Origin of the sequence: Rhodococcus oryzae, assembly GCF_005049235.1 — a bacterium.
GTDB classification, from domain to species: domain Bacteria; phylum Actinomycetota; class Actinomycetes; order Mycobacteriales; family Mycobacteriaceae; genus Rhodococcus_G; species Rhodococcus_G oryzae.
Window position 1 is genome coordinate 137799 of the sequence record NZ_SUMD01000004.1, and the last position, 15311, is coordinate 153109.

Genomic DNA, 15311 nt, shown 5'->3' on the forward strand with positions numbered 1-15311 from the left:
TACTGGTTCCATGAACCCGTTGCCCGTGCACGAGGGTCCGCGTCCCCACCACCCGGCCGAGCCTCCGCGGGAGGCCACCGAACCGCTGCGCGAGGACATCCGGCTGCTCGGCGGGATTCTCGGCGAGATCATCCGCGAGCAGGCGGGCGACGAGGTCTTCGAGCTGGTCGAGCGCGCGCGAGTCGAGTCATTCAGGGTGCGCCGATCGGAGATCGATCGTGCCGAGCTGGCCGCCCTGTTCTCGAGCGTCGATGTCGGCGTCGCGATCCCGGTCATCCGCGCCTTCAGTCACTTCGCCCTGCTGGCCAACCTCGCGGAGGACCTGCACCGCGAGCGGCGCCGAGCGGTCCACGTCCGGTCGGGCGAGCCGCCGCAGGACAGCAGCCTCGCCTCGACCTACCGGAAACTCGATGCGGCGCAACTCGATCCGGCGACCGTGTCCCACGAGCTCGAGGGCGCATCGGTGGTGCCGGTGATCACCGCACACCCGACCGAGACCCGCCGCCGTACCGTCTTCGAGACCCAGCACCGGATCACCGAGCTGATGCGATTCCGCGAGCGCACGGAGCTGGACCCGGGCGAACTGGCTGGGGTCGACCGCGACCTGCACCGGCAGATCCTCATCCTGTGGCAGACCGCCCTGATCCGGCTGTCGCGGTTGCGGATCCAGGACGAGATCGAGGTGGGCCTGAGGTATTACGACGCGGCTCTGTTCGAGGTGGTCCCGAGGATCAATGCCCAGCTGCGCGCGGAACTCCGGCGCCGGTGGCCGGATGCGAACCTGCTGGCCGAGCCGATGCTCACCCTCGGATCCTGGATCGGCGGCGACCGCGACGGGAATCCCTTCGTGACGGCGGAGGTGGTGCGCCGGGCGACCCGGCGGGCCGCGGCCACCGCGCTCGAGCACCATCTCGGCGAACTCGAGCTGCTCGAGCGGGAACTGTCCATGTCGGATCGGCTGGTCGACTCCTCGGCGGCACTGCGGGCCCTCGCGGACGCGTCGGGCGACGACTCGCCGTTCCGGTCGGACGAGTCGTATCGGCGTGCGCTGCGCGGGATCCGGGGGCGGCTCACGGCGACCGCGGTCCGCATTCTCGGCGGGGCCGAGGTCGCGCTGTCGAGGTCCGCCCTTCATCAGGCGGGCCTGGAGCCGTTCGGCACGGCGGCAGAGCTGCTCGCCGACCTCGACGTGATCGACGCGTCGCTGCGCGGGCACGGCGATGAGCTGGTTGCCGAGGATCGGCTCGCGACGATGCGGGAGTCGGTGCAGGCGTTCGGGTTCCACCTGTCCGGACTGGACATGCGGCAGAACTCGGAGGTGCATGAACAGGTGATCGCGGAGCTGTTCGCCTGGGCGGGTGTGCATCCGGACTATCGGGCGCTGTCCGAGCAGGAGCGGGTCGCGTTGTTGACCGCGGAGCTCGGGATGCGGCGGCCGCTGGTGGGTCCCGGGGCCCGGTTCGGCGAGTTGACCACCTCCGAACTGGCGATCCTGGCCGCGGGGGCGGAGGCCGTCAAGAGCATCGGGGCAGGGTCGATCCCGAACTACATCATCAGCATGTGCACCTCCGTCAGCGACATGCTGGAGGCTGCGGTGCTGCTCAAGGAGGTCGGCCTGCTCGATCCGGGGGCGAACGGGTCCGCGCCGTCGTGCCCGGTCGGGATCGTGCCGCTGTTCGAGACCATCGAGGACCTGCAGGGCGGAGCGGCGACGTTGACCGCGGTGCTGGACGTGCCGGTGTACCGCGCACTGCTGACCGCCCGCGGCGGCCGGCAGGAGGTGATGCTGGGGTACTCGGACTCGAACAAGGACGGCGGATACCTCGCGGCGAACTGGGCGTTGTACCGGGCCGAGCTCGACCTGGTGGACGCGGCCCGGTCGGCGGGAATTCGGCTGCGGCTCTTCCACGGCCGCGGCGGCACCGTCGGGCGCGGTGGGGGACCGAGCTACGAGGCGATCCTCGCGCAGCCGCCGGGCGCGGTGGCGGGGTCGCTCCGTATCACCGAGCAGGGCGAGGTGATCGCCGCGAAGTACGCCGAACCCCGACTGGCGCACCGCAATCTGGAGACCCTGCTCGCGGCGACGCTCGAGTCCACGCTGCTGGATGTGGAGGGGCTCGGCACGGATGCGGAACCTGCGTACGCGGTGCTCGACGAGCTGGCCGCGGCGGCCCGGGTCGCGTACAGCGACCTGGTGCACGACACGCCTGGGTTCGTGGAGTACTTCACCACCTCGACGCCGGTCGCCGAGATCGGCGCGCTGAACATCGGCAGCCGGCCGGCCTCGCGCAAGGCCACCAAGTCGATCGCGGACCTGCGGGCGATCCCGTGGGTGTTGTCCTGGAGCCAGTCCCGCGTGATGCTGCCGGGCTGGTACGGCACGGGGACGGCGTTCGAGGAGTGGGTCGGCGGCGATCCGGAACGCCTGGCCAGGCTCACCGAGTTGTACGAGCGGTGGCCGTTCTTCCGTACCGTGCTCTCGAACATGGCGATGGTGATGTCGAAGTCGGACATGGGCCTGGCGGCGCGGTACGCGGAGCTGGTGCCGGATGTGGCGTTGCGGGAGAGGGTGTTCGGCAAGATCACCGCAGAGCACGCGCGGACGATCGCGATGTACAAGGCGATCACCGGCAACGACGACCTGCTCGCCGACAACCCGGGACTGCGGAGGTCGGTGCACAACCGGTTCCCGTACCTCGAGCCGCTGAACCACCTGCAGGTGGAGTTGCTGCGCCGGTATCGTTCCGGCGACGACAGCGACCTGGTGCGGCGCGGCATCCAGCTGACGATGAACGGACTGGCCACGGCGCTGCGCAACAGCGGGTAGCGCATCGGGGTTCCGGGGAGGGGAGGACGATCCGCCGATGGCGACCTTTGACGCGACGGTCGAGGACTACGATTCGCGCGATCTGCTCGCGATGTCCGGAGGCCCGGCGTGGACGCTCGACGTCGAGCGGTCGGCGCTGCTCGTCCACGACCTCCAGCCCTACTACGCGGATGTGCTGGCGAGCGGGGTTCGTTCGCGAGTGGTCGCCGAGACATCCAGACTTGTGGACTGGGCCGCAGCCCGGGGAGTGCCCGTGATCGGGAGCGCCCCTCGCGCGGCCACCGAGCCGAGGCAACGCGGCCTGCTCGGAGAACTGTGGGGGATGGGTCCGACGGAGTGGCAATCGGCCGAGACGGCGATCGACTCGCTCGAATCGGGCGTGACGTGGGTGAAGAAGCGCAGCTACAGCGCCTTCTTCGCAACCGACCTCGCCGAGGAGTTGCGCCGAACCGGTCGTGACCAGTTGGTCGTCGCGGGCGTCTTCGCGTCGGCGGGCATCCTCGCAACGACCTTCGACGCGTTCGCGCGCGATGTGCAGTGCTTCGTTGCGGTCGAGGCGACAGCCGACCATACGAAGGACCTGCACGCGACAGCGCTTGGACTCATTGCGGAGCTCACCGGCCGGGTGGTGTCGGTTGCGGAGATTGTCGCGAGGTGAGGGTGTCCGACGCTCAAGCGGCGAAGGTGAATCGGTTCTGCCGGTTGTGAGCCGGCCTGGGTGATCGTTGGGAGTCGATCCACCTGGGTGGGCGGAACCACGGGTGTCCGTCGTCTCCGATGAAGACTTCCCAATCGTTCTTGTGGATGAGCTGATGGTGAAATCGGCAGAGTAGTACCAGGTTCGACAGTTTGGTGTGGCCGCCGTTGGACCAATGTTTGATGTGATGCGCCTCGGTCCAGGCGGCGGGTCTGGTGCAGCCGGGGAAGGCACATCCGCCGTCGCGGGCATGGAGTGCTCGACGCATTCTCCTGTTGACGAGGCGGGTGCTGCGGCCGACATCGAGTGGGGTGCCCTCGTCGTCCATGGTGATGGGGGTGATGACGGCATCGCAGGAGATGCGGGCGGCGAGTCGCTGTGAGATCGGGCCGAGCCACGGCATCCATGCTGGCCCGCGCTTACTGGCGGCTGATCTGTGGGGTGAGTGACCGTCGGGTTCTGGCGCGTCCTCGGGGGTTCTGGAGGCGGAGGCGAGGTCGTTGGCATCGACGAATACCGTGAGATTGGGCCGTTCGCCGCCTTCGTCGGGTGCCTGGCCGGAGTTCAGATAGGCGCGAACGATGTCGGTGAGTGCCTCGGCCCGGCGTTGCGCTGGGGTGCGGTCGTCCCGGTCGCTGGCTCCGTCTCTGCTGGTGGCGCCGGGTCGCGGTTTGGAGAGCGCCGACAGCGCGGTGAGAAGGAGTTCGCCGGACTCGGCGTCCAGGGTTCCTTTGAGGTGGACGCGCCCGCCGAGAGTGGGTGAGGCGAAGAACTCGTTGAGGTCGGGGTTCTCTGCGTCTCTGGGCTTTCCTTCATCCTCGGATTCGATGATCTGCTTGAGTGCGCGGGCTCGTTTGGCGAGTACGAGTGAGTCTTCGCCGTGTGCCGCGAAGAGCAGGTACTCCGCGCACGCAGTGGCCGCGTCGACGTCGGCAGCGTTCCACGGGAGATCGGCATCGTCCGTATCTGTGCCCGTGGGGTCGTGATCAGCCGGGAACCGGTCGGCGAGATTGTCAGGAAGCGAAGCGAGAAACCCCAGTATCACGCGCACATGGTCGATATCGATCGCCCCGGCATCGAACGCGGTCGCGACGGCCGGATTCCGCACCAACTGATTCCCGAGCGTGACGACCTGATTGGCGCGACCCGGCGTCATTCCTGTGGTCCCTGCCAGCCATGCTCCGGGCGAGGACGCCCCGGCATTCTCGGCAGCACAGCGCTGATCGATCTCGTGCATCATCCGAACCCGGAGCGCCTCGCACCGCCGCATCATCAACGACAAGGCAGGAACAAGGTCCAGCAACTCGGACTCGTCGAGGCGCCAGGCCGCCACATCCTGTGGCGCATCCAGCAACTCGTTGAGTTCCATAACGCCGATTCTACTCGAATACATGTTCGAACGTCGCGGGATCTGGTTGCTGTTGTGGAGGCCTACATGTGCGCCAAACTCCATAGCTGACCTAACGGTGGAACCGCAGCGCTCGCCCCCGCGTCAAACTCCCCAACGGTCGCAAAAGGCCGAGGAGGGAGTCCCGCGATGACCGACTGCTCAGGAGCGCAGGCAGCATGGCGTGGGGGAATCGACAAGCGGTCACGTAACCGCCCCGCGATCCGCAGCGGCTGCCGATCGGCGGCGTTGCCGCGCGAGGTGTGGGGTGCGCCCGAGATACATCCGGTCCGTCCTCCCGTCGTGGAGGACGAACCGGATGAGGGCTGAGCGTCAGCTGGCGGGCAGGTCCGCGGCAGCGGCCTTGTCGAGCATCCAGATGGTCGACTCGGAACCGATCGCACCGGCCGACGGGATGTCCACGGGGCGGGCGCCGGTCAGCGCCGCGCTCACGGCTTCGGCCTTGTCCGCGCCCGCGACCAGCAGCCACACGCGCTTGGCCCGCCGCACGGCCGGAAGCGTCAGGGTGACCCGCTGCGCCGGCGGCTTGGGGGAGTCGGTGACCCCCACGACGAACCGCTTGTCCTCGCGGACGGCATCGGTGTCCGGGAACAGCGAATTGATGTGGCCCTCGCCGCCCATGCCGAGCAGGTGGACGTCGAACTCGGGGATCGAGTTCGACCCGGCGTGCGCGCTGAGCAGGTGGCTGTAGGCGACGGCCGCGGCATCGGGGTCGCCCGCGTACAGCCCGTCGCCGTACGGCATCGGGTGCAGGCGCGCAGGCGTCACCGGCACGTGGTCGAGCAGTGCCTCGTGCGCCTGGACCTCGTTGCGGTCCGGATGGCCACGGGGCAGGAATCGCTCATCGCCCCAGTAGAAGTCGACCTTGGACCAGTCGACGGCGCCCGGATTCTCCCGGACCTTGCGCAGCAGCCCGATCCCGTTCCCTCCGCCGGTGAGCACCACCGCGGCCTCGCCGCGCTCGGCCTGCGCGGCGACGATCACGTCGACGAACTGGGCGGCCGCGGCCGTCACCAGTTCATCGGAATCGGCGTAGGTCTGCACGCTCACGTTGTCACTCATAGTTCACCTTCGTCAGCCCCGAGAGCGCCGCGTGGTAGATCTCGTCCGGGTCGAGGCGGCGCAGCTCCTCGGCCAGGCAGTCGCGGGTCTCTCGGCGAGCAAGCGAGACAAGGGAATCCGGCGCCCCGAGTCTGCTCAGGGTCGCGGTCTTGCCGGTCTGCGGCCTGCTGAGCGTCACCGATCCACTCTCGCGTTCCAGCACGACCCTCAGCTCGCCCGCCACCCGTCGGACCGGCCCGTCGATGCGGCTGGCCAGCCACCCGGCGATCATGTCGACGGCGGGTTCCTCGGCGAGGCCGGACACCGTCGCCGAGACGATCCGCTCGTACGGCGGCTGATCGAGGGCGGAGGTGAGCAGCGCCCGCCAGTAGGTGATGCGACTCCACGCGAGGTCGGTGTCGCCCGCGGTGTACGACTGCAGCCGCGACTTGATGGTGGCCAGCGGGTCCCGTGCCCCGGTCGCATCCGTGATGCGGCGGATCGCCAACCGCCCCACCGGATCCTGCGCGGGGAACGGCGGGCTCTTGTCGGGCCACCACGCGACCACCGGGGTGTCCGGCAGCAGGAACGGAACGACCACGCTGCTCTCGTGGTCGGCCAGCTCGCCGTGCAGCCGCAGTACCACGACCTCCGAGGCGCCGGCGTCGCCGCCGACTCGGATCTGCGCGTCGAGCCGCGTCTCGGCCGACCGGTCGCCGCGTGCGACCACGATCACCCGACACGGATGCTCGCGACTCGCCTCGTTGGCCGCGTCGATGACGTCCTCGGCGTTCTCGCTGTCCAGGGTGCAGACGACGAGCGTCAGCACCCGACCGAGGGTCACCGCACCGCCGGTCTCGCGGACCTCGACGAGCTTCTTGTTGATCTTCTCGGTGGTCGTCGAGGGGATGTCGATGATCACGGCCTTCTCCATTCACGTCCGGTGCGACGGAGCATCTCCTGCGCCGAATCCGGACCCCAGGTGCCGGCCTCGTACGGTTCGGGCTTGCCGGACTCGGCCCAGTGCTCGAGCACCGGGTCGAGGATCTTCCAGGACAGCTCGACCTCGGCGTTGACGGGGAACAGCGACGGCTCGCCGAGCAGCACGTCGAGGATCAGGCGCTCGTAGGCCTCGGGGGAGGACTCGGTGAACGCCTGGCCGTAGCTGAAGTCCATGTTGACGTCGCGGACCTCCATGGAGGATCCGGGCACCTTGGAGCCGAACCGCATCGTCACGCCCTCGTCCGGCTGCACCCGGATCACCAGTGCGTTCTGGCCGAGCTCCTCGGTCATGGTCTTGTCGAACGGCAGGTGTGGTGCCCGCTTGAACACCACCGCGATCTCGGTGACCCTGCGGCCCAAACGTTTTCCGGTGCGGAGGTAGAACGGGACGCCCGCCCAACGGCGCGTGTCCACCTCGAGGGTGATCGCGGCGAAGGTCTCCGTGGTGGAGTCCTTCGAGAAGCCCTCCTCGTCGAGCAGGCCGACCACCCGCTGGCCGCCCTGCCACCCGCCCGCGTACTGACCGCGCGCGGTGGTCTCGTCGAGGGGCTCCGCGAGCCTGGTCGCGGAGAGCACCTTGATCTTCTCGGACTGCAGCTCGGAGGGCTCGAAGCTGACGGGCTCCTCCATCGCGGTGAAGGCGAGCAGCTGCAGCAGGTGGTTCTGGATGACGTCACGGGCGGCACCGATGCCGTCGTAGTACCCGGCCCGGCCGCCGAGTCCGATGTCCTCCGCCATGGTGATCTGCACGTGGTCGACGTAGTGCGCGTTCCAGATGGGGTCGAACAGCTGGTTTGCGAAGCGCAGCGCCAGGATGTTCTGCACCGTCTCCTTGCCGAGGTAGTGGTCGATGCGGAACACCGAGTCCTCGGGGAAGACCGTGTTGACGACCGCGTTGAGCTCCTTCGCGCTCTCCAGGTCGTGCCCGAACGGCTTCTCGATGACCACCCGTCGCCACTGGTCCTGCACCGGCTGCGCGAGCCCGGACTTGGACAGCTGCTCGCACACGGTGGGGAACGCGGCGGGCGGAATGGCCAGGTAGAACGCGTGGTTGCCGCCGGTGCCGCGCTCCTCGTCGAGATCACGCAGGGTCTTGGTCAGCTCGACGAACGCCGCATCGTCGTCGAAGCTGCCCTGCACGAACCGAATTCCCTCGGCGAGCCGCTCCCACACCTCCTCGCGGAAGGGGGTGCGGGAGTGCTGCTTGACCGCGTCGTGCACGACCTTGCCGAAGTCCTCGGCCGCCCAGTCCCTTCGCGCGAAGCCGACCAGGGCGAAGCCGGGCGGCAACAGGCCCCGGTTGGCCAGGTCGTACACGGCCGGCATCAGCTTCTTGCGCGCGAGATCGCCGGTGACCCCGAAGATCACCAGTGCGCACGGGCCCGCGATTCGCGGCAGTCGTTTGTCCCTCTCGTCCCGGAGTGGGTTGTCCCACCGCGGCGCGGAGCCCGTGCCCGGCACCGGGTCAGCCCTTGTCGGACGCGGCCGCGAGTTCCCCGGAAATGGCTTCGAGCAGCTCATTCCAGGAGACCTCGAACTTGTCGACTCCTTCGGTTTCCAGCTTCTCGAACACCTCGGGAAGCGAGACGCCGACCGCGGCAATCGCATCGAAGACCTGCTGCGAGGCGGCGGCGGTGCCGGTGATGGTGTCGCCGGTGATGACGCCGTGATCGGCCACCGCATCCATCGTCTTCTCCGGCATCGTGTTCACCGTGTTCGGTGCGACCAGCTCCGTCACGTAGAGCGTGTCGGAGTAGTCGGGGTTCTTCACGCCGGTCGAGGCCCACAGCGGACGCTGCACGCGGGCGCCCGCGGCCGCCAGTGCCGCGTAGGTGCTGCCGCCCTCGAACACCTCCTGGTAGGCCGCGTAGGCGAGGCGCGCGTTCGCGAGCCCGGCCTTGCCGCGCAGGGCCAGCGCCTCCTCGGTGCCGATGGCCTCGAGGCGGGCGTCGATCTCCGAGTCCACGCGGGAGACGAAGAACGAGGCGACCGAATGGATCTCGGAGAGGTCGTGGCCCGCGGCCTTCGCGGCCTCGAGGCCGGCCAGGTACGCGTCCATGACGGCCTTGTGCCGCTCCACCGAGAAGATCAGCGTGACGTTGACGCTGATGCCCTCCGCGATCACCCGGGTGATCGCGGGGAGCCCGGCCAGGGTGGCCGGGATCTTGATGAGCAGGTTCGGGCGGTCGACGATCTTCCACAGCTCGATCGCCTGCGCGACGGTCGCGTCCGTCTCGTGCGCCAGTCGCGGATCGACCTCGATCGAGACGCGGCCGTCCACGCCCGCGCTGGCCTCGAACTGCGGGGCCAGCACGTCGCAGGCGTCGCGGACGTCGTCGGTGGTCAGCGCGCGGACCGTGTCATCCACGTTCGCGCCCCGGCCGGCGAGTTCCTTGAGCTGGATCGTGTACTCGTGACCCTTGGTGATGGCGCCCTGGAAGATGGTCGGGTTGGTGGTGACACCGACGACGCTCTTCTCCCGGACGAGTGCCGCGAGATTGCCGGACTCGAGGCGGCCACGGGACAGGTCGTCGAGCCACACCGACACCCCGGCCTGCGACAGCGCGGCGAGATTGGCGTTCTGTACTGAATCGCTCATCGAGATCAACCCTTCACTCGGTCGAGGGTGCGGCGGGCAGCGGCGGTGACGGCCTCGGCCGTGAAACCGAACTCACGGAACAGCGTCTTGTGGTCGGCGGACGCACCGAAGTGCTCGATCGAGACGGCCTCGCCGGCGTCGCCGATGATCCGGTACCACGGCATCGCGATGCCGGCCTCGACGGAGACTCGGGCGCGGACCGCGGGCGGCAGCACCGAATCGCGGTACTCCTGGTCCTGCTCCTGGAACCAGTCCAGGCAGGGGACCGAGACGACCCGGGTGCCGATGCCCTCGGCCTCGAGCGCCTCCCTGGCCTCGACGGCCAGGTACAGCTCGGAGCCGCTGGCCAGCAGGATGACCTCCGGCGTGCCGGTGGAGGCCTCTGCGAGGACGTAGGCGCCGCGCGCCACGCCGTCGACGGATCCGGCCTTGGTGCCCTCGAGCACCGGGATGTCCTGGCGGGTCAGGGCGAGCGCGGTCGGCCCGGTCTTGTTCTCCAGGGCGGTCTTCCACGCGTGCGCCGTCTCGTTGGCGTCACCCGGACGGATCACCGCGAGGTTCGGGATCGCGCGCAGCGCGGCGAGGTGCTCGATCGGCTGGTGGGTCGGGCCGTCCTCGCCGAGTCCGATGGAATCGTGCGTCCAGACGTAGATCGAGGGCGTCTTCATCAGCGCGGCCAGTCGGACGGCCGGACGCATGTAGTCGCTGAACACCATGAAGGTGCCGCCGTACGGGCGGGTCGGGCCGTGCAGCGCGATGCCGTTGAGGATCGAGCCCATCGCGTGCTCGCGGATGCCGAAGTGCAGGGTGCGGCCGTACGGCTGCGCGGTCCAGTCCTTCGTCGAGATCGACGCCGGGCCGAAGGAATCCGAGCCGTCGATGGTGGTGTTGTTGCTGCCCGCGAGGTCGGCGGAGCCGCCCCACAGTTCGGGCAGGATCGGGCCGAGCGCGTTGAGCACCTTGGCGGAGGCCTTGCGGGTGGCGGCGCCCTTGGCGTCGGGCTCCCAGGTCGGCAGGATGTCGGTCCAGCCGGCGGGGAACTCGCCTGCCTGCAGGCGGTCGAAGAGCGCCTTGCGCTCGGGCTCGCGAGCCGCCCAGTCCGCGAACTCGGAATCCCAGGCCGCACGCGCGGCGGCACCGCGGACCGCGACCTCGCGAGCGTGGGCCAGTGCGGCCGGGTCGACCTCGAACGACTTCTCGGGATCGAAGCCGAGCGCCACCTTGACGCCCGCGACCTCGTCCGCACCGAGCGCCGCGCCGTGCACGTCGCCGGTGTTCATCTTGGTCGGGGCGGGGTAGCCGATGATGGTGCGCAGCACGATGATCGACGGCTTGTCGGTCACGGCCTGCGCGGCGGCGACGGCGTCGAGCATCGCGGAGACGTTCTCGCCGCCCTCCACGCGCTGCACGTGCCAGCCGTACGCCTCGTAGCGCTTGGCGACGTCCTCGCCGAACGCGATGGCGGTGTCGTGCTCGATGGAGATCTCGTTGTCGTCGTAGAAGACGATCAGGTTGCCGAGCTGCTGGACACCCGCGAGCGAGGAGGCCTCGGAGGTGACGCCCTCCTGCAGGTCACCGTCGGAGGCGATGACGTAGATGTTGTGGTCGAACGGGCTGGCGCCCGCGGCGGTGTCCGGGTCGAACAGCCCGCGCTCGCGGCGTGCCGCCATCGCCATGCCGACGGCCGAGGCCAGACCCTGGCCGAGCGGGCCGGTGGTCATCTCGACGCCGACGGTGTGGCCGTACTCGGGGTGGCCGGGGGTCAGCGAACCCCAGGTGCGCAGCGCCTCGATGTCGGAGAGCTCGAGGCCGTAGCCCGACAAGTAGAGCTGCAGGTACAGGGTGAGGCTGCTGTGTCCACAGGAAAGGACGAAGCGGTCACGGCCGACCCATTCGGCGTCCGACGGGTCGTGCCGCATGACGCGCTGGAACAGCGTGTACGCGAGCGGCGCGAGGCTCATCGCGGTGCCGGGGTGGCCGTTCCCCACCTTCTGCACGGCGTCGGCGGCGAGGACACGGGCGGTGTCCACGGCCTTGGTGTCTAGCTCCGTCCAGTCGGTGGGGTGCACCGGCTGGGTGAGGACGCGGATCTCGTCTGTGATCGACACGAGCAGAAGTCTCCTGACAGTGGGGGTACGGCGACGCGGTAACGCCAAGGGTAGTTCCGCGACAACACTAGTGCTCGGGCGCATCCCGGTCGATCGGTCGAAGGGCCGTGTCGAGACCGGGCGGTCGGTGCCGAACCGGCGTTAGTGCGACCTGCGGTTCGGATCTGTTCGCCGTGCCGTCTACCATCTTGTGTAGTAGTGCGAAGTCAGGCGCGCAGCGGTGCGCGACAGGATCAGGTGGTCACTCGCGTGTCGCAAGGAGAAATGGTGCGGATTGTGGAGCATGGCGGACACGGTCTCGCTGGTGGCTCCGAGCCCACCCAGGTGAAAAGGCCCGACACCCTCTGGGGCCGGGCGATCGGGAAGGTTCTCGCCTATCTCGCCCTGACCAAGCCGCGGGTGATCGAGCTGCTGCTGGTCGCGACGATCCCGGCGATGCTGCTCGCGGATCGCGGCAATGTGAACTTCCCGCTCATCCTGAGCACGCTGTTCGGCGGCTGGATGGGCGCGGCCAGCGCCAACACGCTGAACTGTGTGGTCGATGCGGACATCGACAAGGTGATGAAGCGGACCGCCCGCAGGCCACTGGCCCGCCTGGCGGTGCCGACCTCCCACGCGCTCGTCTTCGGACTCGTCCTCGGCGCAGGCTCCTTCGCCTGGCTGTGGTGGGCGACGAACCTGCTGGCGGCCGTGCTGATCGTGCTGACCATCGCGTTCTACGTGCTGGTGTACACGATGATCCTCAAGCGCCGGACCTGGCAGAACGTGATCTGGGGCGGTGCCGCCGGTTGCATGCCGGTGATGGTCGGGTGGGCCGCGGTCACCGGCTCGATCAGCTGGGAGCCGATCGTGCTGTTCCTGGTGATCTTCTTCTGGACGCCGCCGCACACCTGGGCGCTCGCCATGCGCTACAAGGAGGACTACAAGGCGGCAGGCGTGCCGATGCTCCCGGTCATCGCGACCGAGGAGCGCGTCACCAAGCAGATCCTCGTCTACACCTGGCTGACCGTGCTGACCACGCTGGCCCTGGTGCCCGCCGCAGGCGTCGTCTACGCCGCCATCGCTCTGGTCGCGGGTGCCTGGTTCCTGCTGATGGCACACCAGCTGTACGCCGGCGTGCGCCGCGGCGAGCCGGTGAAGCCGCTGCGCCTGTTCCTGCAGTCGAACAACTACCTCGCCGTGGTGTTCTGTGGACTCGCGGTGGACTCGGTGCTGGGCATGGACACGATCGGCTCCTTCTTCAGCTGATCGCGGGGCAGTCGCTTCGTCCCTTCACCTCTCCCGAGCGTCCCTGCACCCGGTGGTGCATAGGTCCACCGGCTCACTCTTGCCCGGGACGTGCGTGTACAAGGCCATATCCGTGCGCCCGAGCCGTTCACTCACCGATCGCATCGACAGACCTCAGCCATCCCGGCCTCGTCCGCCACGTCGACCGCGGGTCCGCGACGATTTCGTCCAGGGTCAGCCCTGGCTTGGGACCTGGTCCGGTTCTCGGGTCGCCGGCGGCTGGCGCCGGCCGCAGCAGCGCGATAGATCGCGCGGAATCGACCTGACCTGCAAATACACTCGCTGGCAGTGTCTCTTTACGACGTAAGGGATCGGTGCTTTACATCGTAAGGAGATTGCGAGGCCACGCGTGTCCGGGTCCCACCCCTGCGAGCACACCTTCTGACAAGAACGCACACATACGGCAGGCCCAAAGGGGGTGCGATGCTGTCACAAGGTGTGCGCCGACGGCTGGCGCCGCGTCAGTTGTGTGGCCGTCGCGCCTAGGGGACCAGCACGATCGAGCCGGTGGTGCGGCGACCCTGCAGATCGCGATGCGCCCGCTCGGCCTCGTCGAGTGGATACTGCGCGCCGATCCGGATCTTCAGGGAGCCGTCCCTGATCGCTTCGAACACCTCGCCCGAGCGCCACAGCAGCTCGTCGCGGTCGCGGGTGTAGTGCGCGAGGGTGGGTCGGGTCAGGAACACCGAGCCGGCCGGGTTCAGCCGTTGCGGATCGAACGGCGGCACCGGCCCGCTGGCCGCGCCGAAGAGGGCGAGCGTGCCCCGGATCCGGACCGACGCCAGGCTGGCCTCGAAGGTGTCGGCGCCGACCCCGTCGAACGCCGCCGCCACGCCCTCCCCGTCGGTGAGCGCCCGGACCTGCTGCGCGAGGTCGTCGGAGTAGCGCAGCACCTCCGCCGCGCCTGCCTCCCGGGACAGCAGTTCCTTCTCGTCCGAGGACACGGTGGTGATCACGCGCGCGCCCCTGGCGACCGCGAGCTGCGTCAGCACCAGACCGACCCCGCCCGCGCCCGCGTGCACGAGCACGGTGTCGCCCGGCTCGACGTAGTAGACCGAGTTCATCAGGTAGTGCGCCGTCATGCCCTGCAGGAGCACCGAGGCGGCCTCGGGGGCGCCGACGCCCTCCGGTACCGGGACAGCCACCGCGGCGGGCACCACGACCCTCTCCGCGTAGCTGCCAGGCGCCGAGGACCACGCCACGCGGTCGCCGACGCGGACGCCGGTGACGTCGGAGCCCACCGCCTCGACCACGCCGCTGCCCTCGAGCCCGGGGACGTACGGCAGGTCCACGGCATAGGCGCCGGTCCGGTAATAGGTGTCGATGTAGTTCACGCCGATTGCGTCCGTGCGGACCAGCAGGCCCGCGGCGCCAGGTGCCGGGTCGGGGATCTCGGACATTCGGAGTACATCGGGGCCGCCGAACTCGGTCACGGTGATTGCGCGCATGACCCTATTTCTACTCTCCAGTATTCTGACGCCATGACTGTGGACACCCAGGACTCCGGCGCGAGCGCCCCGGCCGTATCGCTGCCCCCGCGGACCGTCGCCGCGGTCAAGAAGTTCGTTGCCGAGCACGGCGGATCGGCCTCGGCCGTGATCCAGCCGGTCGGTCTCGACGGCGTTCGGATCACCCTCGTCGGCGCCGACGGCGTCCTCGGCGATCAGGTCGTCGACGACCTCGCGACGGCGAACGCCGTGGTGGCCGCCGTCGACAATGTCACCGTCTCCGAGTGGGAGCGCGCGATCACCAGCATCGTCACCCCGCGTGTCGGTCACTGGCGGAAGATGGCCGGCTGGGTGGCGAGCCAGACCCGCTTCCCGAAGGCGCGCAACGGCCTCGGCTGAGCACGACCGACAACGAATGCGGGCCCCGGTCATGGACCGGGGCCCGCATTCGTCGCGGACCGCGATGTCGAATCAGGGAACGAAGAAGGTCCCGAAGCCTGGTGTCGCGATCGCCTGTGGGTCGACGAACGCAACTACCTGACCAGCGCCCGGATGGATGGTCACGGGCGCAGCATTCAAGGTCGGAAACGACGCGGACCCTGATGCGCCGGTGGCGAGACTGACCCAGTGGACAACCGCGCTGTGCGGGTTTCCGCTCTCGGGAGTTCTCAGCACACTCAAGGTGGCGACGCCCGGTTGTTCGCCCACGGTCGCGGCGAGCCTGGGAGTGGGTAGCTCGACAAGTGGGATAAAGGGACTGACCTGGAACGGAATGGTGCTCGGCGCTGCTGCCGCTGGGCCCACCGCCAGCAGACCGACGGTCGAGAAGGACAGGGCTGCGGCGATGGCGACACGCTTGACTGCTCTGGATCGGGTCATGCGGGTTGACGGTAC

General features: G+C 69.0%; 12 protein-coding genes. 4 read left to right on the forward strand and 8 right to left on the reverse strand.

Annotated elements, in window-relative coordinates:
- The first annotated feature begins 10 nt into the window (after positions 1–10).
- Together ppc and FCG67_RS09750 are read left to right on the forward strand one after the other, a co-directional pair.
- Positions 11–2827: a phosphoenolpyruvate carboxylase gene (gene ppc, locus FCG67_RS09745; RefSeq protein WP_136909316.1), complete on the forward strand. Its 2817-nt coding sequence runs from the start codon at positions 11–13 to the stop codon at positions 2825–2827.
- Between the two features lie 37 nt (positions 2828–2864).
- Positions 2865–3485, forward strand: coding sequence for an isochorismatase family protein (locus FCG67_RS09750; RefSeq protein ID WP_136909318.1), 621 nt, complete (start codon positions 2865–2867; stop codon positions 3483–3485).
- Between the two features lie 13 nt (positions 3486–3498).
- Here the strand turns inward: FCG67_RS09750 and FCG67_RS09755 are convergent, their stop codons facing one another.
- The 6 genes from FCG67_RS09755 to tkt all read right to left on the reverse strand — a co-directional run bounded on the left by FCG67_RS09755 (position 3499) and on the right by tkt (position 11682).
- Positions 3499–4893 (reverse strand): HNH endonuclease signature motif containing protein, encoded by a 1395-nt coding sequence (locus FCG67_RS09755; protein WP_169310485.1) that lies wholly within the window; start codon positions 4891–4893, stop codon positions 3499–3501.
- Positions 4894–5244: 351 nt separating this feature from the next.
- Positions 5245–5994, reverse strand: a complete 750-nt coding sequence (gene pgl, locus FCG67_RS09760) for a 6-phosphogluconolactonase (protein ID WP_077041533.1) — start codon at positions 5992–5994, stop codon at positions 5245–5247.
- The gene (gene opcA / locus FCG67_RS09765) at positions 5987–6895 is read right to left on the reverse strand and encodes a glucose-6-phosphate dehydrogenase assembly protein OpcA (protein ID WP_211243160.1); all 909 of its coding nucleotides are present in this window, start codon (positions 6893–6895) and stop codon (positions 5987–5989) included. The genes pgl and opcA overlap by 8 nt, the downstream gene beginning before the upstream one ends.
- Positions 6892–8496, reverse strand: coding sequence for a glucose-6-phosphate dehydrogenase (gene zwf / locus FCG67_RS09770; RefSeq protein WP_425467813.1), 1605 nt, complete (start codon positions 8494–8496; stop codon positions 6892–6894). The genes opcA and zwf overlap by 4 nt, the downstream gene beginning before the upstream one ends.
- On the reverse strand, positions 8441–9574 hold the full coding sequence (tal, locus tag FCG67_RS09775) for a transaldolase (protein WP_136909327.1): 1134 nt from the start codon (positions 9572–9574) through the stop codon (positions 8441–8443). Before tal ends, zwf begins: the two co-directional genes overlap by 56 nt.
- Positions 9575–9579: 5 nt before the next feature.
- Positions 9580–11682, reverse strand: coding sequence for a transketolase (tkt, locus tag FCG67_RS09780; RefSeq protein ID WP_136909328.1), 2103 nt, complete (start codon positions 11680–11682; stop codon positions 9580–9582).
- A gap of 264 nt (positions 11683–11946) precedes the next feature.
- On the opposite strand from tkt, the gene FCG67_RS09785 reads away from it, so the two are divergent.
- Positions 11947–12930, forward strand: a complete 984-nt coding sequence (locus tag FCG67_RS09785) for a heme o synthase (RefSeq protein ID WP_097209858.1) — start codon at positions 11947–11949, stop codon at positions 12928–12930.
- Between the two features lie 521 nt (positions 12931–13451).
- Here FCG67_RS09785 and FCG67_RS09795 read toward each other — a convergent pair.
- Positions 13452–14417, reverse strand: a complete 966-nt coding sequence (locus FCG67_RS09795; RefSeq protein WP_136909330.1) for a quinone oxidoreductase family protein — start codon at positions 14415–14417, stop codon at positions 13452–13454.
- A 33-nt stretch (positions 14418–14450) separates the two neighbouring features.
- Between FCG67_RS09795 and FCG67_RS09800 the strand changes: the two genes are divergently transcribed.
- Positions 14451–14816 carry a hypothetical protein gene (locus FCG67_RS09800; RefSeq protein ID WP_136909332.1) on the forward strand — a complete coding sequence of 122 codons (366 nt, stop codon included), beginning with the start codon at positions 14451–14453 and terminating at the stop codon, positions 14814–14816.
- A gap of 72 nt (positions 14817–14888) precedes the next feature.
- On the opposite strand, the gene FCG67_RS09805 is transcribed toward FCG67_RS09800, so the two are convergent.
- Positions 14889–15296 carry a hypothetical protein gene (locus FCG67_RS09805; RefSeq protein ID WP_246044980.1) on the reverse strand — a complete coding sequence of 136 codons (408 nt, stop codon included), beginning with the start codon at positions 15294–15296 and terminating at the stop codon, positions 14889–14891.
- Positions 15297–15311: the final 15 nt, after the last annotated feature.